Genomic DNA, 25,640 nt, shown 5'->3' on the forward strand with positions numbered 1-25,640 from the left:
TGTCGCACCGAAATGGGCGTGAGACGCCCGTCCAGCGGGGCGAAGAGGGGGGCGGCGGATGTTTTGTTTTTGATTTCGTTGACGTGGCGGAACAATATTGGCGCGCCAAGAAAGATGACAAAAATTTTAAATAGATAACGAGTAAATGATAAAAAAATCATTTAAGACCCCGGGCGCGCCAAATGACCTCGGGGGATGCGCCGGCCGGGCGGCCGGCGGCGGGGGATGTCAGAACAGCGTGCGGCGATCGGGGTCGTGCAGCGGGTCGGGGGTCTTCTGCGTGAGCCGCAGGATGCCGTTGTCGTCGAAGTAGAAGCTGTAGAGCATGTACCAGACGTTGTCTTCGAGGTAGCGGTACGTCCACACTTCGCGCTTCATCAGCGGAAAGTACGACGTCTCGACAGGGCGGCCGAAGTTCACGAGCACATCGGTCTTGGTCCACTTGCCGATCTCGGCGCGGTAGAACTCGAGCGGCTGCAGCACTTGCCGCACGTTGACGATCCGGCCGTGGGCGTCGATGTCGGCGGCCGTCGTGATTTCGCCCATCGGCTGCGTTGGCCACATCAGGCGCTTGCCGCCGTTCGGCAGGTCGTAGACTTCGCGCGGCGGCCCCATCCGGGCGACGATCGCCGACGAGTCATCTCCGGCGCGAAACTGTTGCCACGGCTGCGCGCAGCCGGCGAGGAGCGCCGCCGCGCAAGCGAACAGAACCGGGAGACGAGCGGACATACGTTTCTCCATGAGGCGGGGATGGCGACGTTTTATCACGGCGCGCGTGCGCGTGCGCGCGCGGAATCGGAAAAGTTTGCGCAGTGGCGTGCGCGCGCCGGGCGTTCCGGCGCGGCTCGGCGGACTCCGCGCGCGGCGCGCGACATGCATCGCAATCGGGAGCAGGTGAGGGTGCCGCGGGCGAATCGCCTATCCGACCGTCCGGACGGTCGATGAGCATTCGCGCGTGCTCGCCATGGGGCCTGGCCGCCGGTGCGGCCGTGCGTCTCGCGGCTTGCCCGCGCGCCATGGGCTCGCCTATGATCCTGCGCTCGACGAACGGACTACGCAGGAAACCACGCAATGTCTTCCTACTGGATGCGTTTTGCCGCCGCCGCATCGGCGGCGCTATCCCTGACGATGCTGCCGTCGCCGGCGGCGGCCGGTGCGACGGGCGAGCCGATCCGGATCGCGCTCGTCGAGGGGATGTCGGGGCCGTTCGCGAATGCGGGAGCGGCTGTCGCGCGCAATCTGCGCTTCGGCATCGAGCGCGTCAATGCGCAAGGCGGCGTGCGGCTGCGTGACGGCGCCCATCCGCTCGAGCTCGTCGTGCTCGACAGCAAGGGCGGCGTCGAGGAGGCGCTCGTCCAGTTGCGTGCGGCGACCGACAAGGGGATCGGTTTCGTGGCGCAGGGCAACGGCTCGGCCGTCGCGGCGGCGCTCGTCGCCGCGCTCGACAAGCATAACGCGCGTGACCCTGAGCACCGTGCGCTGTTCCTCAACTATTCGGCCGACGATCCCGCGCTGACGGGCCGGGATTGCAGCTTCTGGCACTTCCGCTTCGACGCGCACGCCGGCATGCGGATGGACGCGCTGGCCGACGTGCTCGCGCGCGATCGCACGGTCAGGAAGGTCTACCTGCTCAATCAGGACTACAGTTTCGGGCACGACGTCAGCGCGCTCGCGCGCGTCGCGCTGAAGGCGCGCCGGCCGGACATCGCGGTCGTCGGCGATGAGTTTCATCCGATCGGCCGCGTGAAGGACTTCGCTCCGTACGTCGAGAAGATTCGCGCGAGCGGCGCGGACGCGGTCGTGACGGGCAACTGGGGCAACGATCTGACGCTGCTTGTGCGGGCGGCGCGCGAACAGGGGCTCGCGACCAAGTTCTACACGTTCTACGGCAACAGTCTGGACGCGCCCGCCGCGCTCGGCGAAGCGGGCGTGAAGCGGGTGCTCGCGGTCGCCGACTGGCATCCGAACGCGGGCGGCGCGCAGTCCGATGCGTTCTACCGGGCGTTCCGCGCGCGCTTTCCGGCGCCGCAGGACGACTACCCGGTGCGGCGCATGAGCGAGATGATCGAGATGGTCGCGGCGGCGATGACGCGTGCGGGTTCGGCCGATCCGGTCGCGGTCGCGAAGGCGCTCGAAGGAATGCGGTACGACGACGGATTCCATCCGGTGCAGATGCGCGCGGCCGACCACCAGTTGATCCAACCCCTTTATGTGATCGAGATGGACCGCGCCGGCGCGCCGGGCGTGCGTTTCGACAATGTGGGGTCGGGCTATGGGTTCCGGACGGTGCTCGAGGTGCCGCCTTCGCCGGGCGCGGCGCCCGCCGCCGCCGCCGCCGCCGCCGCGTGCCGTATGAAACGCCCCTGAAGGCGAGGTTCGCCGGCCGTGCGACTTGTGCTACAATGCGCGCCGGTTGTAAATCACGGCACGGCCTTTCTTCCGTGTCCGCCTGTTCAGTCGAAAGGAAATCAAATGTCTGTTGCTGATATCAAGAAGTCGGAAGTTGTTGCTCAGTTCGCGCGCGGCGCCAACGATACGGGCTCGCCCGAAGTGCAGGTCGCACTGCTGACGGCGCGCATCACGGAACTGACGGGTCACTTCAAGACCCACGCGAAGGACCACCACAGCCGCCGCGGCCTGCTGCGCATGGTGAGCCGCCGTCGCAAGCTGCTCGACTACCTCAAGGGCAAGGATGCCGACCGTTACCGCGCGCTGATCGAGAAGCTGGGTCTGCGTAAGTAATCGGGGCGTTGCTCGCCTCAGCAAGATGCCTGTGTCAGTCTGCTGATACAGGCATTTTGTTTTTTCGCGGCAAGCACGATGCTTGCCGCCGGGCTGTCGAAGCCCACAACCGGCCAGGCGCACAAGGGTTGAGCTTTGTGTCATTCCAGCGCGCTGTTCGCGTCCCGCTCGACGCCGGGCGGCGAGCAAGGCGCTGGAATGGCATAAAAAACACACCTCTTCCCATGTGGCCCGGTCGCGCCGCCGCCGTGCCGGCCTCGTCCGCGCACGGCGTCCGACAACGAACGAAAAGGAGCGACCATGTCTCTGTTCAATAAAATCGTGAAGGAATTCCAGTGGGGCCAGCACAAGGTGCGCCTCGAAACCGGCGAAATCGCGCGCCAGGCTAGCGGCGCCGTCCTCGTCGACGTCGAGGACACCGTCGTGCTCGCGACCGTCGTCGGCGCGAAGTCGGCGAAGCCGGGGCAGGATTTCTTCCCGCTCACTGTCGACTACATCGAGAAGACCTACTCGGCCGGCAAGATCCCGGGCGGTTTCTTCCGCCGCGAAGGCCGTCCGTCCGAGCACGAAACGCTGACGTCGCGCCTCATCGACCGGCCGCTGCGCCCGCTCTTCCCGGAAGGTTTCTATAACGAAGTGCAGGTCGTGATTCACGTGCTGTCGGTGAACCCGGAAGTCCCGGCGGACATCCCGGCGCTCATCGGCGCATCGGCTGCGCTCGCCGTGTCCGGCCTGCCGTTCAACGGCCCGGTCGGCGCCGCGCGCGTCGCGTACGTGAACAATGAATACGTGCTGAACCCGACGCGCGAGCAGATCAAGGCGTCGCGCCTCGACCTCGTCGTCGCGGGCACGGAGCGCGCGGTGCTGATGGTCGAGTCCGAGGCCGATCAGTTGCCGGAAGACGTGATGCTCGGCGCGGTCGTGTTCGGCCATGAGCAGATGCAGACCGCGATCGACGCGATCCACGAACTCGTGCGCGAAGGCGGCAAGCCCGAGTGGGACTGGCAGCCGGCGCCGAAGGACGAGGCGCTGAACGCACGCGTGACCGAGCTCGCGCAGCCGGAACTGCTGGCGGCCTACCAGATCCGCGACAAGCAGGCGCGCTCGACGAAGCTGAAGGAAGTGTACGCGGCAACCTCGGCGAAGCTGGAGGAAGAGGCGCTGGCGGCCGGCACGGTCGCGGCCGACAAGGCAACCGTCGGCAACATCCTGTTCGACCTCGAGGCAAAGATCGTCCGCGGCCAGATCCTGAGCGGCGAGCCGCGCATCGACGGCCGCGACACCCGCACCGTGCGCCCGATCGAGATCCGCACGGGCGTGCTGCCGCGCACCCACGGCTCGGCGCTGTTCACGCGCGGCGAGACACAAGCGCTGGTGGTCGCGACGCTCGGCACGAAGGGCGATGAGCAGATCATCGACGCGCTCGAAGGCGAGTACCGCGACCGCTTCATGCTCCACTACAACATGCCCCCGTTCGCGACCGGCGAAACGGGCCGCGTCGGCTCGCCGAAGCGTCGCGAAATCGGCCACGGCCGGCTCGCGAAGCGCGCGCTCGTCGCGTGCCTGCCGAGCGCCGACGAATTCGGCTACTCGATCCGCGTCGTGTCGGAAATCACCGAGTCGAACGGTTCGTCGTCGATGGCGTCGGTGTGCGGCGGCTGCCTCGCGCTGATGGACGCCGGCGTGCCGATGAAGGCGCACGTCGCGGGCATCGCGATGGGCCTCATCCTCGAGGGCAACAAGTTCGCGGTGTTGACCGACATCCTCGGCGACGAAGATCACCTCGGCGACATGGACTTCAAGGTGGCCGGCACGGCGGAAGGCGTGACGGCGCTGCAGATGGACATCAAGATCCAGGGCATCACGAAGGAAATCATGCAGGTCGCGCTCGCGCAGGCGAAGGAAGGCCGCATGCACATCCTCGGCAAGATGAAGGAAGCGGTCGCGGGTGCGAACACGCAGCTGTCCGAATTCGCGCCGCGCATGATCACGATCAAGATCAACCCGGAAAAGATCCGTGACGTGATCGGCAAGGGCGGTTCGGTGATCCGCGCGCTGACGGAAGAAACCGGCACGACGATCGACATCTCCGACGACGGCGTCGTGACGATTGCGAGCACGAACAGCGAAGGCATGGCCGAAGCGAAGAAGCGCATCGAGAACATCACGGCCGAGATCGAAGTCGGTCAGGTGTACGAAGGCACGGTGTTGAAGCTCCTCGATTTCGGCGCGATCGTGAACCTGCTGCCGGGCAAGGACGGTCTGCTGCACATCTCCGAGATCGTCAACGAGCGCGTGAAGGACATCAACGACTACCTGAAGGAAGGTCAGCAGGTGAAGGTCAAGGTGATCCAGACGGACGAGAAGGGGCGCGTGCGTTTGTCGGCGAAGGCGCTGCTGAACGAGGCGGCTGGGCAGACGGATACGCCGCCGCAGCAGTAAGCGGCAAGGCAACGGCCGGCAGCGCGAACGCGCGCCGGCCGTTTTTCACAGGATGGGCCGGTTTGCGGGGCGCGCATCGCGCGCGCAAACCCGTCACGATCTTGGAGCGACGTGCATGAAAGCGATCGAAATCACCGAATTCGGCGCGCCTGACGTGCTGAAGCTGACGGAGCGGCCGCAGCCGGAGCCGAAGCGCGGCGAGGTGCTGATCAAGGTGGCGGCGTCTGGCGTGAACCGCCCGGACGTGTTCCAGAGAAAGGGCGCTTACGCGCCGCCTCCCGGCGCGTCGGATCTGCCTGGTCTCGAGGTGGCGGGCGAGATCGTCGGCGGCGATCTGTCCGATCCCGCGACGAACCCGTTCGGGCTGAAGGTGGGCGAGCGCGTCTGCGCGCTGCTCGCGGGCGGCGGCTACGCGCAATACGTCGCGGCGCCGCTCGCGCAGTGCCTGCCGGTGCCGAAGGGGTTGACCGACGTCGAGGCCGCTTCGCTGCCCGAGACGTTCTTCACGGTCTGGAGCAACGTGTTCGATCGCGCGCAACTGGGCGCGGGCGAAGGCGGCGCGCTGGAAACGTTCCTCGTGCAGGGCGGCTCGAGCGGCATCGGCGTGACGGCGATCCAGATCGCGCATGCGCTCGGCTTTCGCGTGTTCGCGACCGCGGGCACCGACGATAAATGCCGCGCTTGCGAAGCGCTCGGCGCGGAGCGCGCGATCAACTACAAGACCGAGGATTTCGTCGAGGTCGTGAAGTCGCTCACGCACGATCGCGGCGTCGACGTGATTCTCGACATGGTCGCGGGAGCGTACGTGGCGCGCGAGTTGACGGCGCTCGCGGACGGCGGGCGGCTTGTCGTGATCGCGCTCCTCGGCGGCGCGAAGTCGGAAATCAACGTGGCCGAGATCCTCCGGAGACGTCTCACGATCACGGGCTCGACGCTGCGGCCGCGCCCCGTCGAATTCAAGGCGCGCATCGCCGCGCAACTGAAGGCGCGCGTGTGGCCGCTCATCGAGGGCGGCCATGTGAAGCCCGTCGTCTATCGCGTGCTGCCGGCCGCACAGGCCGCCGATGCGCATGCGCTGATGGAAAGCAGCGAACACGTCGGCAAGATCGTGCTGGATTGGGGTGCGAACGCTTGACATCGGTCGTTTGACCGGTTCTTGAGCGTCGCAGTAAAATCGCGGGTTCGCTTCGCCAGATGAACACGACGCCCGGCCTCGGCGCGTCCATGACGAGACAAACGATGTCGAAACAGAGAATCAAGCGGGTGATCGGCAACTGGAAGATGCACGGTCGCCTGAGCGGCAACCAGGCATTGCTGACGGAAGTCGCGCAGGGCGCGCAAGCGGTACATGACAACGTCGCCATCGGCGTGTGCGTGCCGTTCCCATATCTCGCGCAGGCGCAGGCTCAGCTTCAGGGCGGTCGCGTCTCGTGGGGCTCGCAGGACGTGTCCGCGCACGAGCAGGGCGCCTACACCGGCGAAGTCGCGGCCGGCATGGTGGCGGAGTTCGGCGCGGCGTACGCGATCGTCGGGCACTCGGAGCGCCGCGCGTATCACGGCGAATCGAACGAGACCGTCGCGGCGAAGGCGCGGCGCGCGCTCGCTGCGGGGTTGACGCCCATCGTGTGCGTCGGCGAGACGCTTGCCGAGCGCGAAGCGGGCACGACCGAGCAGGTGGTCGGCGCGCAGCTCGATGCGGTGCTCGCGGTGCTGTCGCCGGACGAGGCGGCGCGCATCGTCGTCGCATACGAGCCCGTATGGGCCATCGGCACGGGCAAGAGCGCGACGGCCGAGCAGGCGCAGCAGGTGCATGCGTTCCTGCGCGGACGGCTCGCGGCGAAGGGCGCCGGGCACGTGTCGCTGTTGTATGGCGGCAGCGTGAAGGCCGACAACGCTGCCGAGCTGTTCGGCCAGCCGGACATCGACGGCGGCCTGATTGGCGGCGCGTCGTTGAAGAGCGGGGATTTCCTGGCGATCTGCCGGGCAGCGAAGTAAGCGTTCGCGAGACGCGTGTGAAGAATATCGGGGCGGCCGGCAGGTGCGCGGGCTGCTTGAAACCAAACAGGTGAATGTATGCCGTATCTGAAAGTCTTGATCATTGTGGTTCAATTGTTGTCCGCACTCGGCGTGATCGGCCTCGTGTTGCTGCAACATGGCAAGGGCGCCGACATGGGCGCGGCGTTCGGCAGCGGCGCATCGGGCAGCCTCTTCGGTGCGACCGGTTCCGCGAACTTCCTGTCGCGCACGACGGCTGTCCTGGCGACGATCTTCTTCGTCGCGACGCTCGCGCTGACCTACCTCGGTTCGTACAAGTCGGCGCCGTCGGTCGGCGTGCTCGGCGCGGCGCCCGCGCCCGCGGCTTCGGCGGCTGCCGCATCGCAGGCACCTGCTGCATCCGCGCCGGCTGCCGTATCGGCCGCGTCTGCGCCGGGTCAGGACGTGCCGAAATAAATTTTTTGAAAAATCACTTTTGTGCGTTGAACAATTCGGGGAACCGGGTTAGAATTTAATTCTTGAAGCGATTCGCGGGATACGAAGTTTCTTCCCGGGTTGCATGCAGTGCCGACGTGGTGAAATTGGTAGACACGCTATCTTGAGGGGGTAGTGGCGAAAGCTGTGCGAGTTCGAGTCTCGCCGTCGGCACCAAGTTACTCAATGCCAGCCGCTTCGTGTGGCTGGCATTTTTCATTTCTGGGCTACCCTTGCGCTCAGCTTGGGTTCTCCGGTAGTCCGAAATGATCCTTTCCCCGGAACGGTGTTATTCTCCGGAACGCTCGGAACCAACCAATAGAGGATAGCCTTGAACCTCGCAGCCTATTACCCCGTCTTGTTGTTCCTCCTGGTGGGCACTGGTTTAGGTATAGCGCTGGTCAGCATCGGCAAGATCCTCGGTCCCAACAAGCCCGACAGCGAGAAGAACGCGCCCTACGAGTGCGGCTTCGAGGCGTTCGAGGATGCGCGCATGAAGTTCGACGTGCGCTACTACCTCGTTGCGATTCTGTTCATCATCTTCGATCTCGAAACCGCATTCCTGTTTCCGTGGGGCGTCGCCCTGCGCGAAATCGGCTGGCCCGGTTTCATCGCAATGATGATTTTCCTGCTCGAATTCCTGCTCGGCTTTGCCTATATCTGGAAGAAGGGCGGCCTCGACTGGGAGTGACGGGCTAATCGCCGGTTTGCATGGGCGGCCACGCGTCGCCGCCTGTCTGGAGTGGAAAGCAAATGAGTATCGAAGGGGTCTTGAAGGAAGGGTTTGTCACCACGACGGCTGACAAGCTGATCAACTGGACGCGTACGGGCTCGCTGTGGCCGATGACGTTCGGGCTCGCGTGCTGCGCAGTGGAAATGATGCATGCGGGCGCCGCCCGCTACGACCTCGACCGGTTCGGCGTCGTGTTCCGTCCGAGCCCGCGCCAGTCCGACGTGATGATTGTCGCGGGCACGCTCTGCAACAAGATGGCGCCCGCGCTGCGCCGCGTCTACGACCAGATGGCCGAGCCGCGCTGGGTGATCTCGATGGGGTCGTGCGCGAACGGCGGCGGCTACTACCACTACTCGTACTCGGTGGTGCGCGGCTGCGATCGGATCGTGCCCGTCGACGTCTACGTGCCCGGCTGCCCGCCGACCGCCGAGGCGCTTGTCTACGGTGTGATCCAGCTGCAGGCGAAGATCCGCCGCACGAGCACCATCGCCCGTCAATAAAGCATCGAGCACCCCACAACATGGCAAGCAAAATCGAGACCCTCAAGGCGAACCTCGAAGCCGCGCTCGGCGCGCGCGCGGTGAGCCTCGTCGAAGCGGTTGGCGAGCTCACGCTCGTCGTGAAGGCGAGCGATTACCTCGAAGTCGCGAAGCAACTGCGTGACGATCGCTCGCTCGGCTTCGAGCAACTGATCGACCTCTGCGGCATCGACTATCAGACCTATGGCGACGGCGCCTATGACGGCCCGCGTTTCGCCGCCGTCCTGCACCTGCTGTCGGTCGCGAACAACTGGCGCCTGCGCGTGCGCGTGTTCGCCCCCGACGACGATCTGCCGATCGTACCGTCGGTCGTCGACATCTGGAATTCGGCGAACTGGTACGAGCGCGAAGCGTTCGACCTCTACGGCATCGTGTTCGAAGGCCACCCCGACCTGCGCCGCATCCTTACCGACTACGGCTTCATCGGTCATCCGTTCCGCAAGGATTTCCCGGTTTCCGGCTACGTCGAAATGCGTTACGACCCGGAAGAGAAGCGCGTCGTGTACCAGCCGGTGACGATCGAGCCGCGCGAAATCACGCCGCGCGTGATCCGCGAGGATCGCTATGGCGGTCTGAAACATTAAGGGGGCGTCATGGCTGAAATCAAGAACTACACGCTCAACTTCGGTCCGCAGCACCCGGCCGCGCACGGCGTGCTGCGCCTCGTGCTTGAGCTCGACGGCGAGGTGATCCAGCGCGCCGATCCGCACATTGGCCTCCTGCACCGCGCAACCGAGAAGCTTGCCGAAAGCAAGACGTTCATCCAGTCCGTGCCGTACATGGACCGTCTCGACTATGTGTCGATGATGGTGAACGAACACGGCTACGTGCTCGCGATCGAGAAACTGCTCGGCATCGAGGTGCCGGAGCGTGCGCAATACATCCGCGTGCTGTTCGACGAAATCACGCGCGTGCTGAACCACCTGATGTGGATCGGTGCGCACGCGCTCGACGTCGGCGCGATGGCGGTGTTCCTCTATGCGTTCCGCGAGCGCGAGGACCTGATGGACGTGTACGAGGCGGTGTCCGGCGCGCGCATGCACGCGGCGTACTATCGCCCGGGCGGCGTCTATCGCGATCTGCCGGAAGCGATGCCGCAATACAAAGCGTCGAAGATTCGAAACGAGCGTGCGCTCGCGAAGATGAACGAGGCGCGCTCGGGTTCGGTGCTCGATTTCATCGACGATTTCTTCACGCGCTTCCCGAAGTGCGTCGACGAATACGAAACGCTGCTGACCGATAACCGGATCTGGAAGCAGCGTCTCGTCGGCATCGGTGTCGTTTCGCCTGAGCGCGCGCTGCAGCTTGGCCTGACGGGCCCGATGATCCGCGGCTCCGGCATTGCATGGGATCTGCGCAAGAAGCAGCCGTACGAGGTGTACGACCGCATCGATTTCGACATCCCGGTGGGCGTGAACGGCGATTGCTACGACCGCTATCTGGTGCGGGTCGAGGAGATGCGCCAGTCGACGCGTATCGCGAAACAATGTATTGAGTGGCTCCGCGAGAATCCCGGCCCCGTGATCACCGACAATCACAAGGTCGCGCCGCCGTCGCGTGTCGGCATGAAGACGAACATGGAGGATCTGATCCACCATTTCAAGCTCTTCACCGAAGGTTTCCACGTGCCCGAAGGCGAGGCGTACGCCGCGGTCGAGCATCCGAAGGGCGAGTTCGGCATCTATCTGGTGTCGGACGGCGCGAACAAGCCGTACCGGCTCAAGATTCGCGCGCCGGGCTATGCCCATCTGTCCGCGCTCGACGAAATGGCGCGGGGGCACATGATCGCCGACGCCGTCACGATCATCGGTACGCAGGACATCGTGTTCGGCGAAATCGACCGCTGACGGTCGCGCCGCTCGGTCGGCCCGATCGAGCGGCGAGTCACAAGCGGCGCGCATTCGAGTGCGCCGTCGCAACAAGCTGTCAAAAGTGAGCGCCAGGTCTGCCGCATCGATCATGCGGCAGGTTGTTCGTGCGGTAGGAATTGAATGAGTCGTGTCTGAAAATGATCTCAGCTGAAGGCCTGAAAGAAATCGATCGAGCGATCGCGAAGTATCCCGCCGATCAGAAACAGTCCGCTGTGATGTCGGCGCTGGCCGTCGCTCAGGAAGAGCATGGCTGGCTGTCGCCCGAACTGATGCAGTTCGTCGCGGACTATCTCGGCATGCCGGCCATCGCGGTCCAGGAAGTCGCGACGTTCTACACGATGTACGAGCTCGCGCCCGTCGGCAAGCACAAGATCACGCTCTGCACGAACCTGCCGTGCCAGCTCGGGCCGCACGGCGGCGCCGAGGCGACGGCCGACTATTTGAAGCAGAAGCTCGGCATCGATTTCGGCGAAACGACGCCGGATGGCAAGTTCACGCTGAAGGAAGGCGAGTGCTTCGGCGCGTGCGGCGATGCGCCGGTGCTGCTGCTCAACAATCACAAAATGTGCAGCTTCATGAGCCGCGAGAAGATCGACCAGCTGCTTGAGGAGCTCTCGAAATGACGTCCCTCCACGATCGTCACATCAAACCGCTGATCCTCGCCGGCCTCACCGGCGAGAACTGGCATCTCGAAGACTACGTCGCGCGCGGCGGCTACAAGCAGCTGCGCCGCATCCTCGAAGAAAAGATCCCGCCCGAGCAGGTGATCGCCGACGTGAAGGCGTCGGGGCTGCGCGGCCGCGGCGGCGCGGGCTTCCCGACCGGCCTGAAGTGGAGCTTCATGCCGCGTCAATTCCCGGGGCAGAAATATCTCGTCTGCAACTCGGACGAAGGCGAACCGGGCACGTTCAAGGATCGCGACATCCTGCGCTGGAACCCGCATGCGCTGATCGAGGGCATGGCGATCGGCGCGTACGCGATGGGCATCACCGTCGGCTACAACTATATCCACGGCGAGATCTTCGAGGTGTATCGGCGCTTCGAGGCGGCGCTCGACGAAGCGCGTCGCGCGGGCTTCCTCGGCGAGAAGATCATGGGCTCTGACTTCTCGTTCGAACTGCACGCGCACCACGGTTACGGCGCGTACATCTGCGGCGAGGAAACGGCGCTGCTCGAGTCGCTCGAGGGCAAGAAGGGCCAGCCGCGCTTCAAGCCGCCTTTCCCGGCGAGCTTCGGCGTGTATGGCAAGCCGACCACGATCAACAACACCGAGACGTTCGCGGCGGTGCCGTTCCTGCTCGCCGTCGGCCCGCAGAACTACCTCGAGATGGGCAAGCCGAACAACGGCGGCACGAAGATCTTCTCGGTGTCGGGCGATGTCGAGCGCCCGGGCAACTATGAAGTGCCGCTCGGCACGCCGTTCGCGACGCTGATGGAGCTCGCGGGCGGGATGCGCGGCGGCAAGAAGATCAAGGCGGTGATTCCGGGCGGCTCGTCCGCGCCGGTGATCCCGGGCGACATCATGATGCAGACCGACATGGACTACGACTCGATCGCGAAGGCGGGATCGATGCTCGGCTCCGGCGCGGTGATCGTGATGGACGAGACCCGCTGCATGGTGCGCTCGCTGCTGCGCCTGTCGTACTTCTATTACGAAGAGTCGTGCGGCCAGTGCACGCCGTGCCGCGAAGGCACGGGCTGGCTGTATCGCGTCGTGAACCGCATCGAGCACGGCGAGGGCCGCCAGGAAGACCTGGACCTGCTGAACTCGGTCGCGGAGAACATCATGGGCCGCACGATCTGCGCGCTCGGCGACGCGGCGGCGATGCCGGTGCGCGGGATGCTCAAGCACTACTGGGACGAATTCGCGTACCACGTCGAGCACAAGCACTGCATGGTCGGCGGCCACGCGCATGCGGCCGCCGCCTGACGACGGCGCAACCCGATTGCAGAATTCGAGCGCCCGGTCGAGCGGACGCGGGCGAGCGGTAATAGGTTAAGGACCATTCACCATCATGGTTGAACTTGAAATAGACGGCAAGAAGGTCGAGGTGCCCGAAGGCAGCATGGTGATCCAGGCTGCGCACAAGGCGGACACGTACATCCCTCACTTCTGCTATCACAAGAAGCTGTCGGTTGCGGCCAACTGCCGGATGTGCCTCGTCGAAGTCGAGAAGATGCCGAAGGCCGTGCCTGCTTGCGCGACGCCCGTGTCGGCCGGCATGATCGTCCACACCAACTCTGACAAGGCCGTGAAGGCGCAGCAGTCGGTGATGGAGTTCCTGCTCATCAACCATCCGCTCGACTGCCCGATCTGCGATCAGGGCGGCGAATGCCAACTGCAGGATCTCGCGGTCGGCTACGGCAAGTCGACGTCGCGCTACGCGGAAGAAAAGCGCGTCGTGTTTCACAAGGAAGTCGGCCCGCTCATCTCGATGGAAGAGATGTCGCGCTGCATTCACTGCACGCGCTGCGTGCGCTTCGGCCAGGAAATCGCCGGCGTGATGGAGTTCGGCATGCTGGGCCGCGGCGAGCACTCGGAAATCACGACGTTCGTCGGCAAGACGGTCGACTCCGAGCTGTCGGGCAACATGATCGACCTGTGCCCGGTCGGCGCGCTGACGAGCAAGCCGTTCCGCTACAGCGCCCGCACGTGGGAGCTGTCGCGCCGCAAGTCGGTGAGCCCGCACGATTCCGTCGGCGCGAACCTCGTCGTGCAGGTGAAGAACAACCGCGTGATGCGCGTGCTGCCGTTCGAAAACGAAGCCGTCAACGAGTGCTGGATCTCGGACAAGGATCGTTTCTCGTATGAAGGCCTGAACAGCGAAGAGCGCCTGACGAAGCCGATGATCAAGCAGGGCGGCGAGTGGCGCGAAGTCGACTGGCAAACCGCGCTCGAATACGTCGCACGCGGCCTGAAGGGCATCGCCGACGAGCACGGCCCGGCCGCGCTCGCCGCGCTCGCGACTGCGCACAGCACGGTCGAGGAACTGTTCCTGCTCAAGCAGCTCGCCAACGAGCTGAAGACGCCGAACGTCGATTTCCGTCTGCGTCAGGCCGATTTCTCCGCCGCCGCGCAAGGCGCGCCGTGGCTTGGCATGCCGATCGCCGATCTGTCGGCCGTCGATGCCGCGTTCGTCGTCGGTTCGTTCCTGCGCCGCGATCATCCGCTTTTCGCGGCGCGTCTGCGCCAGGCGGCGAAGAACGGCGCGAAACTGCATTTCCTGCACGCTACGAGCGACGACGCATTGATCCCGACCGCGCAGCGCATCGTCGCCGCGCCGTCGGCATGGCTCGATGCGCTCGCGGGCGTCGCGGCCGCCGTCGCGCAGGCGCGCGGCGTCGCGCTGCCGGATGCGCTCGCGGGCGTCGAAGCGTCGGACGCCGCACGCGCGGTCGCGCAATCGCTCGCGAATGGCGAGCGCCGCGCCGTGCTGCTCGGCAACAGCGCCGTCCAGCATCCGCAGTTCGCGCGGATCCATGCAATCGCGCAGTGGATCGCCGACAACACGGGCGCGACGCTCGGCTTCCTGACGGAAGCGGCGAACACGGTCGGCGCGCACCTTGTCGGCGCGCTGCCCGGCGCGAACGGCCTGAACGCGCGCGACGCGTTCGCGCAGCCGCGCAAGGGGTACGTGCTTCTCAATGTCGAACCTGAATTCGACACCGCCGATCCCGCGCAGGCGCTCGCCGCGCTGAAGCAGGCGGAGACGGTCGTCGTGCTGTCGCCGTTCAAGTACGGCCTTGATTACGCGGACGTGCTGCTGCCGATCTCGCCGTTCACCGAAACGGCCGGCACCTACGTGAACGCGGAAGGTCGCGCGCAGTCGTTCAACGGCGTCGTGCGTCCGCTCGGCGACACGCGCCCCGCATGGAAGGTGCTGCGCGTGCTCGGCAGCCTGCTCGGCCTGCCGAATTTCGAGTACGAGACGTCGGAAGAAGTGCGCCTCGCCGCGCTCGGCGACGGCGAGATCGCGCCGCGCCTGTCGAACAAGACGTCGGCGGCGCCCGCGCGTGCAGTTGCGCAGGCCGCGAACGGCGCGCTCGAGCGTCTCGCCGACGTGCCGATCTATCATGCCGACGCGCTGTCGCGCCGCGCGGGCGCACTGCACCTGACGGCCGCGTCAAAGACGGCGCACAAGGCGGGCCTGCCCGCCGCGCTGTTCGACAAGCTCGGCCTGAAGAACGGCGACGCGGTGCGCGTGCGCCAGGGCGATCGCACGGTGCAGTTGCCGGCCGTGCGCGACGAGAATCTTGCGGAAGCCGTCGTTCGCGTGTCGGCGGCCACGCCTGCCGGCGCAGCGCTCGGCAGCCTGTCCGGTGAACTGGTGGTGGAGAAGGCGTAAATGAGCTTGTTCGATACGATCAACTCGGGCGGAGCCCAGCTTCTCGGCGTCGCATGGCCGACGGTGTGGGCGCTCGTGCGCATCCTCGTCGTCGCCGTCGTGATCCTGCTGTGCGTCGCGTACCTGATTCTGTGGGAACGCAAGCTGATCGGCTGGATGCACGTGCGTCTCGGTCCGAACCGCGTCGGCCCCGCGGGCCTGCTGCAGCCGATTGCCGACGTGCTGAAGCTGCTGCTCAAGGAAGTGATTCATCCGACGGCCGCGAGCCGCTGGCTGTATCTGATCGCGCCCGTGATGACGGTCGTGCCGGCGTTCGCGGTGTGGGCGGTAATTCCGTTCCAGGCGGGCGCGGTGCTCGCGAACATCAACGCCGGCTTGCTGTACGCGATGGCGATTTCGTCGATCGGCGTCTACGCGGTGATTCTCGCCGGTTGGGCGTCGAACTCGAAGTACGCGTTCCTCGGCGCGATGCGCGCGGCCGCGCAGATGGTGTCGTACGAAATTTCGATGGGCTTCGCGCTGGTGCTCGTGCTGATGACGGCGGGCAGCCTGAACCTGTCGGAGATCGTCGGCTCGCAGCAGCATGGCTTCTTCGCGGGCCACGGCGTGAACTTCCTGTCGTGGAACTGGCTGCCGCTGTTGCCGGTGTTCGTCATCTATTTCATCTCGGGCATCGCCGAAACGAACCGCCACCCGTTCGACGTGGTGGAAGGGGAATCGGAGATCGTCGCTGGTCACATGATCGACTACTCGGGGATGGCGTTCGCGCTGTTCTTCCTCGCCGAGTACATCAACATGATCGTGATCTCGGCGCTCGCGGCGACGCTGTTCCTCGGCGGCTGGGACGCGCCGTTCGAATTCCTGTCGTTCATTCCGGGCATCTTCTGGCTGGTGCTGAAAGTCTTCGCGCTGCTGTCGGTGTTCATTTGGGCCCGTGCGACGTTCCCGCGTTACCGCTACGACCAGATCATGCGCCTCGGCTGGAAGGTATTCCTGCCCGTCTGCGTGTTCTGGGTGATCGTGGTCGGTTTCTGGATGATGTCGCCGCTGAATATCTGGAAATAAAGGGCGGACGAAATCATGACGGCAATCCAACAGTTTTTTAAGACCTTCTTCCTGACCGAGCTGCTCAAGGGGCTCGCGCTGACCGGACGCTACACGTTCAAGCGCAAGTTCACCGTGCAGTTCCCCGAGGAGAAGACGCCGATTTCGCCGCGCTTTCGCGGGCTGCACGCACTGCGCCGCTACGAGAACGGCGAGGAGCGGTGCATCGCGTGCAAGCTGTGCGAAGCGGTGTGCCCGGCCATGGCGATTACGATCGAATCGGAGACGCGCGCGGACAACACCCGTCGCACGACGCGCTACGACATCGACCTGACGAAGTGCATCTTCTGCGGTTTCTGCGAAGAGAGCTGCCCGGTCGATTCGATCGTCGAGACGCAGATTCTCGAGTATCACGGCGAGAAGCGCGGCGATCTGTACTTCACGAAGGAAATGCTGCTCGCGGTGGGCGATCGCTACGAGAAGGAGATCGCGGCCGCGAAGGCCGCCGACGCGCGGTATCGGTGATCCTTCGGGAATCCGATACGCCGGCCCGGCGAGCGGGCCGGCAAGTCGCGGCAGCGCCGCGGCACGCCCGGCGGTGCCAGCCAACCGCGCCTGACAATGGCCTAATGATGAACCGGTAATCATGGACTTCACGACCGTACTCTTCTACATCTTCTCGCTGCTCCTCGTGGTGTCGGGGCTGAAGGTGATCACATCGCGCAACCCGGTGGCGTCTGCGCTCTTCCTCGTGCTCGCGTTCTTCAACGCGGCCGCGATCTGGATGCTGCTCGAGGCCGAGTTCCTCGCGATCCTGCTGGTGCTCGTCTACGTGGGCGCGGTGATGGTGCTGTTCCTCTTCGTCGTGATGATGCTCGACATCAACATCGACGTGCTGCGCCGTGACTTCAAGCGCTTCGTGCCGATGGCGACCGTGGTGGGCGCGATCATCGTCGTCGAGACGGCGCTGATCCTCTGGCGCGGCTACGGCGCGACGGGCTCGCCCGTGCGCGACATGGCCGCGGGCGCGCTCGCCGGCATGCCGAACACGAAACTGATCGGCAAGGTGATCTACACCGATTACATCTTCGCGTTCGAAATCGCGGGCCTCGTGCTGCTCGTCGCGATCATCGCGGCGGTCGCGCTGACCGCGCAGAAGGGCAAGGACAGCAAGCGCCAGCGCGTGTCCGAGCAGGTGAAGGTGCGCCGCGAGGATCGCGTGCGTCTCGTGAAGATGCAAGCCGACAAGCCGCAGACGGAAGCCGCCGCGAGCGACGCCGCGTCGGGCTCGAGCAACGGCTAAGCGAGAGGAGAAGAATCTATGTTGACCTTGGCTCATTACCTCGTGCTCGGCGCGATCCTGTTCGCGATCGCGATCGTCGGGATTTTCCTGAACCGCCGCAACATCATCATCATCCTGATGGCGATCGAGCTGATGCTGCTCGCGGTGAACACCAATTTCGTCGCGTTCTCGCACTACCTGGGCGACGTCCACGGCCAGATCTTCGTGTTCTTCGTGTTGACGGTCGCGGCGGCGGAAGCCGCAATCGGCCTCGCGATTCTGGTGACTCTGTTCCGCAAGCTCGACACGATCAATGTCGAGGATCTCGATCAGCTCAAAGGTTAATTTCAGGCAACGCTGTTATGTCAACGACACTCAATGAAAACCTGCTGCTGGCGATTCCGCTCGCTCCGCTGGCCGGCTCGCTGATCGCGGGGCTGTTCGGCAATGCGGTGGGGCGCAAGGGCGCACATCGCGTGACGATTCTCGGCGTCGCGGTCTCGTTCATTCTTTCCGCGATGGTGTTCTTCCAGGTACTGGGCGGCGCGAGCTACAACGCGACGGTCTACGAATGGATGAACGTCGGCTCGCTGAAGCTCGAGGTGGGCTTCCTCGTCGACACGCTGACCGCGATGATGATGGTCGTCGTCACGTTCGTGTCGCTGATGGTGCACATCTACACGATCGGCTACATGTCGGAAGAGGACGGCTACCAGCGCTTCTTCTCGTACATCTCGCTGTTCACGTTCTCGATGCTGATGCTCGTGATGAGCAACAACTTCCTGCAGCTGTTCTTCGGCTGGGAAGCGGTGGGTCTCGTGTCGTACCTGCTGATCGGCTTCTACTTCACGCGTGAGAGCGCGATCTACGCGAACATGAAGGCGTTCCTCGTGAATCGCGTGGGCGACTTCGGCTTCCTGCTCGGCATCGGCCTCATCCTGGCGTACGCCGGCTCGATGAACTACGGCGAAGTGTTCGCGAAGCGCGCGGAGCTCGCGGCGCTGAATTTTCCGGGCACTCAGTGGGGTTTGCTGACCGTCGCTTGCATTTGCCTCTTCATCGGCGCGATGGGTAAGTCCGCACAGTTCCCGCTGCACGTGTGGCTGCCCGACTCGATGGAAGGCCCGACGCCGATCTCCGCGCTGATTCACGCGGCGACGATGGTGACGGCCGGCATCTTCATGGTCACCCGCATGTCGCCGCTGTTCGAGCTGTCCGACGCCGCGCTGTCGTTCATCACGGTGATCGGCGCGATCACGGCGCTCTTCATGGGCTTCCTCGGCATTGTCCAGAACGACATCAAGCGCGTCGTCGCGTATTCGACGCTGTCGCAGCTCGGCTACATGACGGTCGCGCTCGGCGTGTCCGCGTACCCGGTCGCCGTGTTCCATCTGATGACGCACGCGTTCTTCAAGGCGCTGCTGTTCCTCGGCGCGGGCTCGGTGATCATCGGCATGCACCACGATCAGGACATGCGCAACATGGGCGGCCTGCGCAAGTACATGCCGATCACGTGGATCACGTCGCTCGTCGGCTCGCTCGCGCTGATCGGCACGCCGTTCTTCTCGGGCTTCTACTCGAAGGACTCGATCATCGACGCGGTGAAGCTGTCGCACCTGCCGGGCTCGGGCTTCGCGTACTTCGCGGTTGTCGCGAGCGTGTTCGTCACGGCGCTGTACTCGTTCCGGATGTACTTCCTCGTGTTCCACGGCGAGGAGCGTTTCCGCCATCCGAAGGCGTTCGGCAACAACCACGGCGCCGAATCGGCCGCGCATCACGGCCATGACGACGACCACGGCCACGGCCATGCGCACGAGCCGCACGAAACGCCTTGGGTCGTCTGGGTGCCGCTCGTGCTGCTTGCGATTCCGTCGGTCATCATCGGTGCGATCGCGATCGGCCCGATGCTGTACGGCGATTTCTTCCAGCACGGCGTCGCGTTCGACAAGGTGATCTTCATCGGCCAGAACCACCCGGCGCTCGCCGAGATGGCGGAGGAATTCCACGGCTGGACGGCGATGGGGCTGCACTCGGTGTCGGGCCTGCCCGTGTGGCTCGCGCTCGCGGGCGTCGTCGTCGCGTGGTTCCTGTACCTGAAGCGCCCGGATCTGCCGGCTGCGATCCGTCGTGCGTTCGGCCCGATCTACACGCTGCTCGACAACAAGTACTACATGGACAAGATCAACGAGGTCGTGTTCGCGAAGGGCTCGATCGCGATCGGCCGCGGTCTGTGGAAGGAAGGCGACGTCGTGGTGATCGACGGCCTCGTCAACGGCAGCGCGCGCTTCATCGGCTGGTTCGCCGGCGTGATCCGCTTCCTCCAATCCGGTTACATCTATCACTACGCGTTCGCCATGATCATCGGCATGCTGGGGCTCCTGACCCTGTTTGTAACGCTCGGCGGCAAATAAGGCGGGGGACGACTAATGCACTCTTTTCCGATTCTCAGTACCGCGATCTGGTTGCCGATCGTGTTCGGCCTCGTCGTGCTCGCGGTCGGCTCCGACAAGAATCCCGGCGCGGCGCGCTGGATCGCGCTGATCGGCTCGCTCGCGGGCCTGGCCGTGACGATTCCGCTGATCACGGGCTTTGACTCGAGCACCGCCGCGCTGCAGTTCGTCGAGCAAACGACTTGGATCGAACGTTTCAACATCTCGTATCACCTGGGCGTCGACGGCATCTCGATGTGGTTCGTCGTGTTGACCGCGCTCATCACGGTGATCGTCGTGATCGCCGGCTGGGAGGTGATCACCGAGAACGTGTCGCAGTATCTCGCCGCGTTCCTGATCCTGTCGGGGATCATGATCGGCGTGTTCTCGGCGGCTGACGGCCTGCTGTTCTACGTGTTCTTCGAGGCGACGCTGATCCCGATGTACATCATCATCGGCGTGTGGGGCGGCCCGAACCGCGTGTACGCGGCGTTCAAGTTCTTCCTGTACACGCTCGCCGGCTCGCTGCTGATGCTGGTCGCGCTGATCTACCTGTACACGCAGACGCACTCGTTCGATCTCGCGACGTGGCAGAACGCGAAGATCGCGATGACGCCGCAGGTGCTGCTCTTCATCGCGTTCTTCCTCGCGTTCGCGGTGAAGGTGCCGATGTGGCCGGTGCACACCTGGCTGCCGGACGCGCACGTCGAAGCGCCGACGGGCGGCTCGGTCGTGCTGGCCGCGATCATGCTGAAGCTCGGTGCGTACGGCTTCCTGCGCTTCTCGCTGCCGATCACGCCGGACGCGAGCCACTTCTTCGCGCCCGTCGTGATCGCGCTGTCGCTGACCGCGGTGATCTACATCGGCCTCGTCGCGATGGTGCAGGCGGACATGAAGAAGCTCGTCGCCTATTCGTCGATCGCGCACATGGGCTTCGTCACGCTCGGCTTCTTCATCTTCAACCAGCTCGGCGTCGAGGGCGCGATCGTCCAGATGATCTCGCACGGCTTCGTGTCGGGCGCGATGTTCCTCTGCATCGGTGTGCTGTACGACCGCCTGCACTCGCGCCAGATCGCCGATTACGGCGGCGTCGTCAACGTGATGCCGAAGTTCGCCGCGTTCGCGATGCTGTTCTCGATGGCCAACTGCGGCCTGCCGGGCACGTCGGGCTTCGTCGGTGAGTTCATGGTGATCCTCGCGGCGGTTCAGTACAACTTCTGGATCGCGTTCGGCGCGGCGTTCACGCTGATTCTCGGCGCGGCGTACACGCTGTGGATGTACAAGCGCGTGTACTTCGGCGCGGTGACGAGCGACAAGGTCGCGAAGCTGTCGGACATCAGCCGTCGCGAATTCACGATGCTCGCCGTGCTCGCCGCGTTCACGCTGCTGATGGGCCTCTATCCGAAGCCCTTCACCGACGTGATGCACGTTTCCGTGGAAAACCTCCTCTCCCACGTCGCGCAGTCGAAACTGCCGCTGGCCCAGTAAGCCCGAGCGGAGGATACAAAGATCATGCAAAACGCACCTATGAATGTCCTGTTGCCTGATGCGCTGGTGATGGCCGCCATCATCGTCGCCTGGCTGAACGACACCTTCGTCGGCGCAGCCGGCCGCCGCCTCACGTATCTGATCGCGGTCGTCGCGTCGGCGGCGGCGGGCGTGTGGTTCGCACTGCAAGCCTTCGATCCGCAGCAGTATTACTTCTTCTCGCGGATGGTCGTGGTCGATTCGTTCGCGAGCGCGATGAAGGCGGTCGTGTCGATCGGCTTCGCGGTGACACTCGTCTACTCGCGCAAGTACCTCGAGGATCGCGACCTGTTCCGCGGCGACGTGTTCCTGCTCGGCATGTTCTCGCTGCTCGGCCAGCTCGTGATGATCTCGGGCAACAACTTCCTCACGCTGTACCTCGGCCTCGAGCTGATGTCGCTGTCGCTGTACGCGGTGATCGCGCTGCGTCGCGACGGCGCGCAGTCGAGCGAAGCGGCGATGAAGTACTACGTGCTCGGCGCGCTCGCTTCGGGCTTCGTGCTTTACGGGATTTCGATGCTGTACGGCGCGACGGGCTCGCTCGAGCTGAACGAAGTGCTGAAGGCGGTCGCATCGGGCCGCATCAACGACGCGGTGCTGCTGTTCGGCGTGATCTTCATCGTCGCGGGCGTCGCGTTCAAGCTCGGCGCCGTGCCGTTCCACATGTGGGTGCCGGACGTCTACCAGGGCGCACCCACCGCGATGACGCTCTTCGTCGGCGGCGGCCCGAAGGTCGCGGCGTTCGCGTGGGGCCTGCGCTTCCTCGTGATGGGCCTGCTGCCGCTCGCGGTCGACTGGCAGGAAATGCTCGTGATCCTCGCCGCGCTGTCGCTGATCGTCGGCAACATTACCGGTATCGTCCAGCGCAACATCAAGCGGATGCTCGCGTACTCGGCGATCTCGAACATGGGCTTCGTGCTGCTCGGTCTGCTCGCGGGCGTCGTCAACGGCAATCCGTCGTCGGCGGCGAGCGCTTACAGCTCGGCGATGTTCTACACGATCGTCTACCTCGTGACCACGCTCGGCTCGTTCGGTGTCGTGATGCTGCTTGCGCGCCGCGATTTCGAAGCGGAAACGCTCGACGACTTCAAGGGCCTCAACAAGCGCAGCCCGGTGTTCGCGTTCGTGATGATGGTGATGATGTTCTCGCTTGCCGGCATTCCGCCGACGGTCGGCTTCTACGCGAAGCTCGCCGTTCTGGAGGCGACGGTCAACGCCGGCCTCACGTGGCTCGCGGTGCTCGCCGTCATCACGTCGCTGTTCGGCGCGTTCTACTATCTGCGCATCGTCAAGCTGATGTACTTCGACGCGCCGCAGGACACGACGCCGATCGCGGGCGACGCATGCAAGCGCGCGATCCTCGTGCTCAACGGCCTCGCAGTCGTCGTGCTCGGCATCGTGCCGGGCCCGCTGATGACGATCTGCCTGCAGGCCATCAGCCACACGCTGCCGCTGTAATGTCGGCCGCCGGCTGGTTCATCGTGCTGTTGGCGCTCGTGGGCGCCAACCTGCCGTTCCTGAATCAGCGCCTGTTCGCCGTCGTGCCGCTGAAAAGCGGGGCGACGGCGAAAAAGAGCGCATGGGTTCGGATCGGCGAAATGATCGTGCTGTATTTCGTCGTCGGCGCGTTGGGCTTCTGGCTCGAATCGCGCGCCGGCAATCGCTTCGAACAGGGCTGGCAGTTTTACGCGATCACTTTCAGTCTCTTCGTGGTGTTTGCGTTTCCCGGCTTCACGTTCCAGTATCTCGTCAAACGGCGTTGACGGCGTAGGCCGTCGCGCCCCACCGCGGAGCCGCCGATGGCCGACTTGCCGAATCACGACGCCACCCTCACCGAAACTTGCATCGAAAGCGAGCCTGTCTACGACGGCTCGTTCCTGAAGGTCAAGCGCGATACGGTTCGCTTGCCGGACGGCAAGCACGCGACGCGCGAATATGTGACGCATCCGGGCGCGGTGATGGTCATCCCGCTGTTCGACGACGGCCGTGTGCTGATGGAGAGCCAGTATCGCTACCCGATCGGCAAGGTGATGGCTGAATTTCCGGCGGGCAAGCTCGATCCGGACGAAGGCGCGCTCGCCTGCGCGGTTCGCGAATTGCGCGAGGAAACGGGCTACACCGCGCGCGAATACGTATTTCTCACGCGCATTCATCCGATCATTTCGTATTCGACCGAATTCATCGACATCTACCTCGCACGCGGCCTGACGGCGGGCGAGCGCAAGCTCGACGACGGCGAGTTCCTCGAGACGTTCACGGCGACGCTGCCGGACTTGCTCGAATGGGTGCGCACCGGCCAGATCACCGACGTGAAGACGATCATCGGCACGATGTGGCTCGAGAAGGCGATGTCGGGCGCATGGCCGCTCGGCAGTGTGATCCGGCCGTAGCAGCGCGCCGAGCGGCCGATTTTGCGAAGGGATACAATCGGTGCCGTCGGCCGGCTCGATCGTGTTCTTTTTCGGACTGAATTTAGCACGACCGTTCAAAAAATTTCCATTTGCGATACACTGGCAGCACGCCCTGATTCAGCATGAAGGTCCTCGATTTACAGTGCCCGCATGGCCATCGGTTCGAAGGCTGGTTCGCATCGGCCGATGAGTTCGAAGCGCAGTTGTCCCGCAAGCTGGTCGAATGTCCGGTGTGCGGGGCGACCGAGGTCAGCCGCATGCCGTCCGCGCCGCGCCTGAATCTGTCGGGTGCGTCGCAGGCGCGGCCGGCCGATCCGCGCGCGCTTCAGGCCCAGGCGCTGCGCGCGCTGCGCGAGGTGCTCGCGAAGACCGAGAACGTGGGCGAGCGCTTCGCCGAGGAAGCGCGGCGCATTCACTACAATGAAGCGCCCGCGCGCAGCATTCGCGGCGTGACCACGCCCGAAGACGCGCAAGCCTTGGCCGAAGAGGGCATCGACGTGATGCCGCTGCCGGTTCCCGCCGCGCTGAAAGAGCCCCTGCAGTGATCGACCGCTGATCGCTGCGCGGCCCGCAGGCGGCCGGCGCGGTCAGAGGAGACACTGCGCATGGATCTCGATTATTCCCCCGCCGACGACGCGTTTCGCGCCGAAGTCCGCGCGTGGCTCGAGGCGAATCTGCCTCGCGCGCTGCGCGATAAGGTTCTCAACCACAAGCGTTTGAATCGCGACGACTTCGCGAGCTGGCACCGGCTGCTCGGCACGCGAGGCTGGTCCGCGCCCGCGTGGCCCGTCGAGTACGGCGGGCCCGGCTGGGACGCGACGCAGCGCCACATCTGGGAAGAGGAGTGCGCGCGGATCGGCGCGCCGCCCGTGCTGCCGTTCGGCGTGTCGATGGTCGCGCCGGTGCTGATGAAGTACGGCAGCGAAGCGCAAAAGCGCCGTTATCTGCCGCGCATCCTCGACGGCACCGACTGGTGGTGCCAGGGCTACTCGGAGCCCGGCTCGGGCTCGGACCTCGCTTCGCTGCGCACGCGCGCCGAGCGCCGCGGCGATCATTACGTCGTCAACGGCCAGAAGACCTGGACGACGCTCGGCCAGTACGCCGACATGATGTTCTGCCTCGTGCGCACCGATCCCGACGCGAAGAAGCAGGAAGGGATATCGTTCCTGCTGATCGACATGAAATCGCCGGGCATCACGGTGCGCCCGATCGTCACGCTCGACGAGGATCGCGAAGTCAACGAAGTGTTCTTCGAGGACGTGAAGGTGCCCGTCGAGAATCTCGTCGGCGACGAAAATCGCGGCTGGACCTACGCGAAGTATCTGCTCGGGCACGAGCGCACCGGCATTGCTCGGGTCGGCGCATCGAAGCGCGAGCTCGATTTCCTGAAACGCCTCGCGTCGCGCGAGCACAAGAACGGCAAGCCGCTCATCGCCGATCCCGTGTTCGCCGCGAAGATCGCCGCGCTCGAAGTCGAGCTGATGGCGCTCGAAGTCACGGTGCTGCGCGTCGTCAGCAGTGAGGCGAGCGGGCGCGGGCCGGGGCCGGAGGCATCGATGCTGAAAATCAAGGGCACCGAGATCCAGCAGGCGCTGACCGAGCTGATGGTCGACGCGATCGGGCCGCTCGCCGCGCCGTTCGACGCGGCCTTCCTGGAGGGCGAGCGCGAGCACAGCGCGGCCGGCGACGACGACGCGGCGCCGCTCGCCGCGCATTACTTCAACTACCGCAAGACGTCGATCTACGGCGGTTCGAACGAAATCCAGAAGAACATCATCGCGCAGATGATTCTCGGACTGTAAGGA

Annotated in this window: 25 protein-coding genes and 1 tRNA gene; 25 read left to right on the plus strand and 1 reads right to left on the minus strand. The window is 64.8% G+C overall.

The annotated features are described in order from the left end of the window. Positions 1–228: 228 nt before the first annotated feature. Entirely contained in the window at positions 229–741 is a 513-nt protein-coding gene (locus BTH_RS17585; RefSeq protein ID WP_038707867.1) for a hypothetical protein, read from the minus strand. Between the two features lie 330 nt (positions 742–1,071). Here BTH_RS17585 and BTH_RS17590 point away from each other — a divergent pair, with 330 nt between their 5' ends. From BTH_RS17590 to BTH_RS17710, 25 genes are all read left to right on the plus strand, one after another. Beyond that, entirely contained in the window at positions 1,072–2,367 is a 1,296-nt protein-coding gene (locus BTH_RS17590; RefSeq protein ID WP_025404075.1) for a branched-chain amino acid ABC transporter substrate-binding protein, read from the plus strand. Positions 2,368–2,472: 105 nt separating this feature from the next. After that, the gene (rpsO, locus tag BTH_RS17595; protein WP_004185828.1) at positions 2,473–2,742 is read left to right on the plus strand and encodes a 30S ribosomal protein S15; all 270 of its coding nucleotides are present in this window, start codon (positions 2,473–2,475) and stop codon (positions 2,740–2,742) included. Positions 2,743–3,042: 300 nt separating this feature from the next. Then, positions 3,043–5,184, plus strand: coding sequence for a polyribonucleotide nucleotidyltransferase (gene pnp / locus BTH_RS17600; RefSeq protein ID WP_009892189.1), 2,142 nt, complete (start codon positions 3,043–3,045; stop codon positions 5,182–5,184). Between the two features lie 115 nt (positions 5,185–5,299). Continuing rightward, positions 5,300–6,319 (plus strand): NAD(P)H-quinone oxidoreductase, encoded by a 1,020-nt coding sequence (locus BTH_RS17605; RefSeq protein ID WP_009908707.1) that lies wholly within the window; start codon positions 5,300–5,302, stop codon positions 6,317–6,319. 59 nt (positions 6,320–6,378) lie between these two features. Beyond that, positions 6,379–7,179, plus strand: coding sequence for a triose-phosphate isomerase (tpiA, locus tag BTH_RS17610; protein WP_009892184.1), 801 nt, complete (start codon positions 6,379–6,381; stop codon positions 7,177–7,179). Positions 7,180–7,257: 78 nt separating this feature from the next. Beyond that, positions 7,258–7,635, plus strand: coding sequence for a preprotein translocase subunit SecG (gene secG, locus BTH_RS17615; RefSeq protein WP_009892180.1), 378 nt, complete (start codon positions 7,258–7,260; stop codon positions 7,633–7,635). A 110-nt stretch (positions 7,636–7,745) separates the two neighbouring features. Beyond that, positions 7,746–7,830: transfer RNA gene (locus BTH_RS17620), tRNA-Leu, on the plus strand. Between the two features lie 154 nt (positions 7,831–7,984). Next, the gene (locus BTH_RS17625; protein ID WP_004186624.1) at positions 7,985–8,344 is read left to right on the plus strand and encodes an NADH-quinone oxidoreductase subunit A; all 360 of its coding nucleotides are present in this window, start codon (positions 7,985–7,987) and stop codon (positions 8,342–8,344) included. 62 nt (positions 8,345–8,406) lie between these two features. Then, positions 8,407–8,886, plus strand: a complete 480-nt coding sequence (locus BTH_RS17630) for a NuoB/complex I 20 kDa subunit family protein (protein WP_004186402.1) — start codon at positions 8,407–8,409, stop codon at positions 8,884–8,886. Positions 8,887–8,906: 20 nt separating this feature from the next. Continuing rightward, positions 8,907–9,509 carry an NADH-quinone oxidoreductase subunit C gene (locus BTH_RS17635; protein WP_009892174.1) on the plus strand — a complete coding sequence of 201 codons (603 nt, stop codon included), beginning with the start codon at positions 8,907–8,909 and terminating at the stop codon, positions 9,507–9,509. A gap of 9 nt (positions 9,510–9,518) precedes the next feature. Next, positions 9,519–10,772 (plus strand): NADH-quinone oxidoreductase subunit D, encoded by a 1,254-nt coding sequence (locus tag BTH_RS17640; RefSeq protein ID WP_009892172.1) that lies wholly within the window; start codon positions 9,519–9,521, stop codon positions 10,770–10,772. A 161-nt stretch (positions 10,773–10,933) separates the two neighbouring features. Beyond that, positions 10,934–11,419 (plus strand): NADH-quinone oxidoreductase subunit NuoE, encoded by a 486-nt coding sequence (nuoE, locus tag BTH_RS17645; RefSeq protein WP_004185492.1) that lies wholly within the window; start codon positions 10,934–10,936, stop codon positions 11,417–11,419. Continuing rightward, positions 11,416–12,726, plus strand: coding sequence for an NADH-quinone oxidoreductase subunit NuoF (gene nuoF / locus BTH_RS17650; RefSeq protein ID WP_009892168.1), 1,311 nt, complete (start codon positions 11,416–11,418; stop codon positions 12,724–12,726). Before nuoE ends, nuoF begins: the two co-directional genes overlap by 4 nt. Before the next feature lie 85 nt (positions 12,727–12,811). Beyond that, positions 12,812–15,142 (plus strand): NADH-quinone oxidoreductase subunit NuoG, encoded by a 2,331-nt coding sequence (gene nuoG, locus BTH_RS17655; RefSeq protein WP_009892167.1) that lies wholly within the window; start codon positions 12,812–12,814, stop codon positions 15,140–15,142. Continuing rightward, positions 15,143–16,207 carry an NADH-quinone oxidoreductase subunit NuoH gene (gene nuoH / locus BTH_RS17660; RefSeq protein WP_009892166.1) on the plus strand — a complete coding sequence of 355 codons (1,065 nt, stop codon included), beginning with the start codon at positions 15,143–15,145 and terminating at the stop codon, positions 16,205–16,207. Between the two features lie 15 nt (positions 16,208–16,222). Next, entirely contained in the window at positions 16,223–16,711 is a 489-nt protein-coding gene (nuoI, locus tag BTH_RS17665; RefSeq protein ID WP_009892165.1) for an NADH-quinone oxidoreductase subunit NuoI, read from the plus strand. A gap of 121 nt (positions 16,712–16,832) precedes the next feature. Continuing rightward, complete coding sequence (locus BTH_RS17670; protein ID WP_009892164.1) at positions 16,833–17,489, plus strand: NADH-quinone oxidoreductase subunit J; 657 nt, start codon at positions 16,833–16,835, stop codon at positions 17,487–17,489. A gap of 18 nt (positions 17,490–17,507) precedes the next feature. Then, a complete protein-coding gene (gene nuoK / locus BTH_RS17675; protein WP_004185739.1) occupies positions 17,508–17,813 on the plus strand; it encodes an NADH-quinone oxidoreductase subunit NuoK in 306 nt (101 codons plus the stop codon). A 17-nt stretch (positions 17,814–17,830) separates the two neighbouring features. Then, the gene (gene nuoL, locus BTH_RS17680) at positions 17,831–19,879 is read left to right on the plus strand and encodes an NADH-quinone oxidoreductase subunit L (protein WP_009892157.1); all 2,049 of its coding nucleotides are present in this window, start codon (positions 17,831–17,833) and stop codon (positions 19,877–19,879) included. Between the two features lie 15 nt (positions 19,880–19,894). Beyond that, entirely contained in the window at positions 19,895–21,385 is a 1,491-nt protein-coding gene (locus BTH_RS17685) for an NADH-quinone oxidoreductase subunit M (RefSeq protein ID WP_009892156.1), read from the plus strand. A gap of 39 nt (positions 21,386–21,424) precedes the next feature. Continuing rightward, positions 21,425–22,882 carry an NADH-quinone oxidoreductase subunit NuoN gene (gene nuoN / locus BTH_RS17690; protein ID WP_009892154.1) on the plus strand — a complete coding sequence of 486 codons (1,458 nt, stop codon included), beginning with the start codon at positions 21,425–21,427 and terminating at the stop codon, positions 22,880–22,882. Then, complete coding sequence (locus BTH_RS17695; RefSeq protein WP_009892152.1) at positions 22,882–23,187, plus strand: DUF2818 family protein; 306 nt, start codon at positions 22,882–22,884, stop codon at positions 23,185–23,187. Before nuoN ends, BTH_RS17695 begins: the two co-directional genes overlap by 1 nt. A 36-nt stretch (positions 23,188–23,223) precedes the next feature. After that, positions 23,224–23,814 carry an NUDIX domain-containing protein gene (locus BTH_RS17700; RefSeq protein ID WP_009892150.1) on the plus strand — a complete coding sequence of 197 codons (591 nt, stop codon included), beginning with the start codon at positions 23,224–23,226 and terminating at the stop codon, positions 23,812–23,814. 143 nt (positions 23,815–23,957) lie between these two features. Continuing rightward, positions 23,958–24,380, plus strand: coding sequence for a DUF1178 family protein (locus BTH_RS17705; protein WP_009892148.1), 423 nt, complete (start codon positions 23,958–23,960; stop codon positions 24,378–24,380). Positions 24,381–24,440: 60 nt separating this feature from the next. Next, complete coding sequence (locus BTH_RS17710; protein WP_009892146.1) at positions 24,441–25,637, plus strand: acyl-CoA dehydrogenase family protein; 1,197 nt, start codon at positions 24,441–24,443, stop codon at positions 25,635–25,637. Positions 25,638–25,640 lie beyond the last annotated feature (3 nt).

The organism is Burkholderia thailandensis E264, assembly GCF_000012365.1.
Classification (GTDB): domain Bacteria; phylum Pseudomonadota; class Gammaproteobacteria; order Burkholderiales; family Burkholderiaceae; genus Burkholderia; species Burkholderia thailandensis.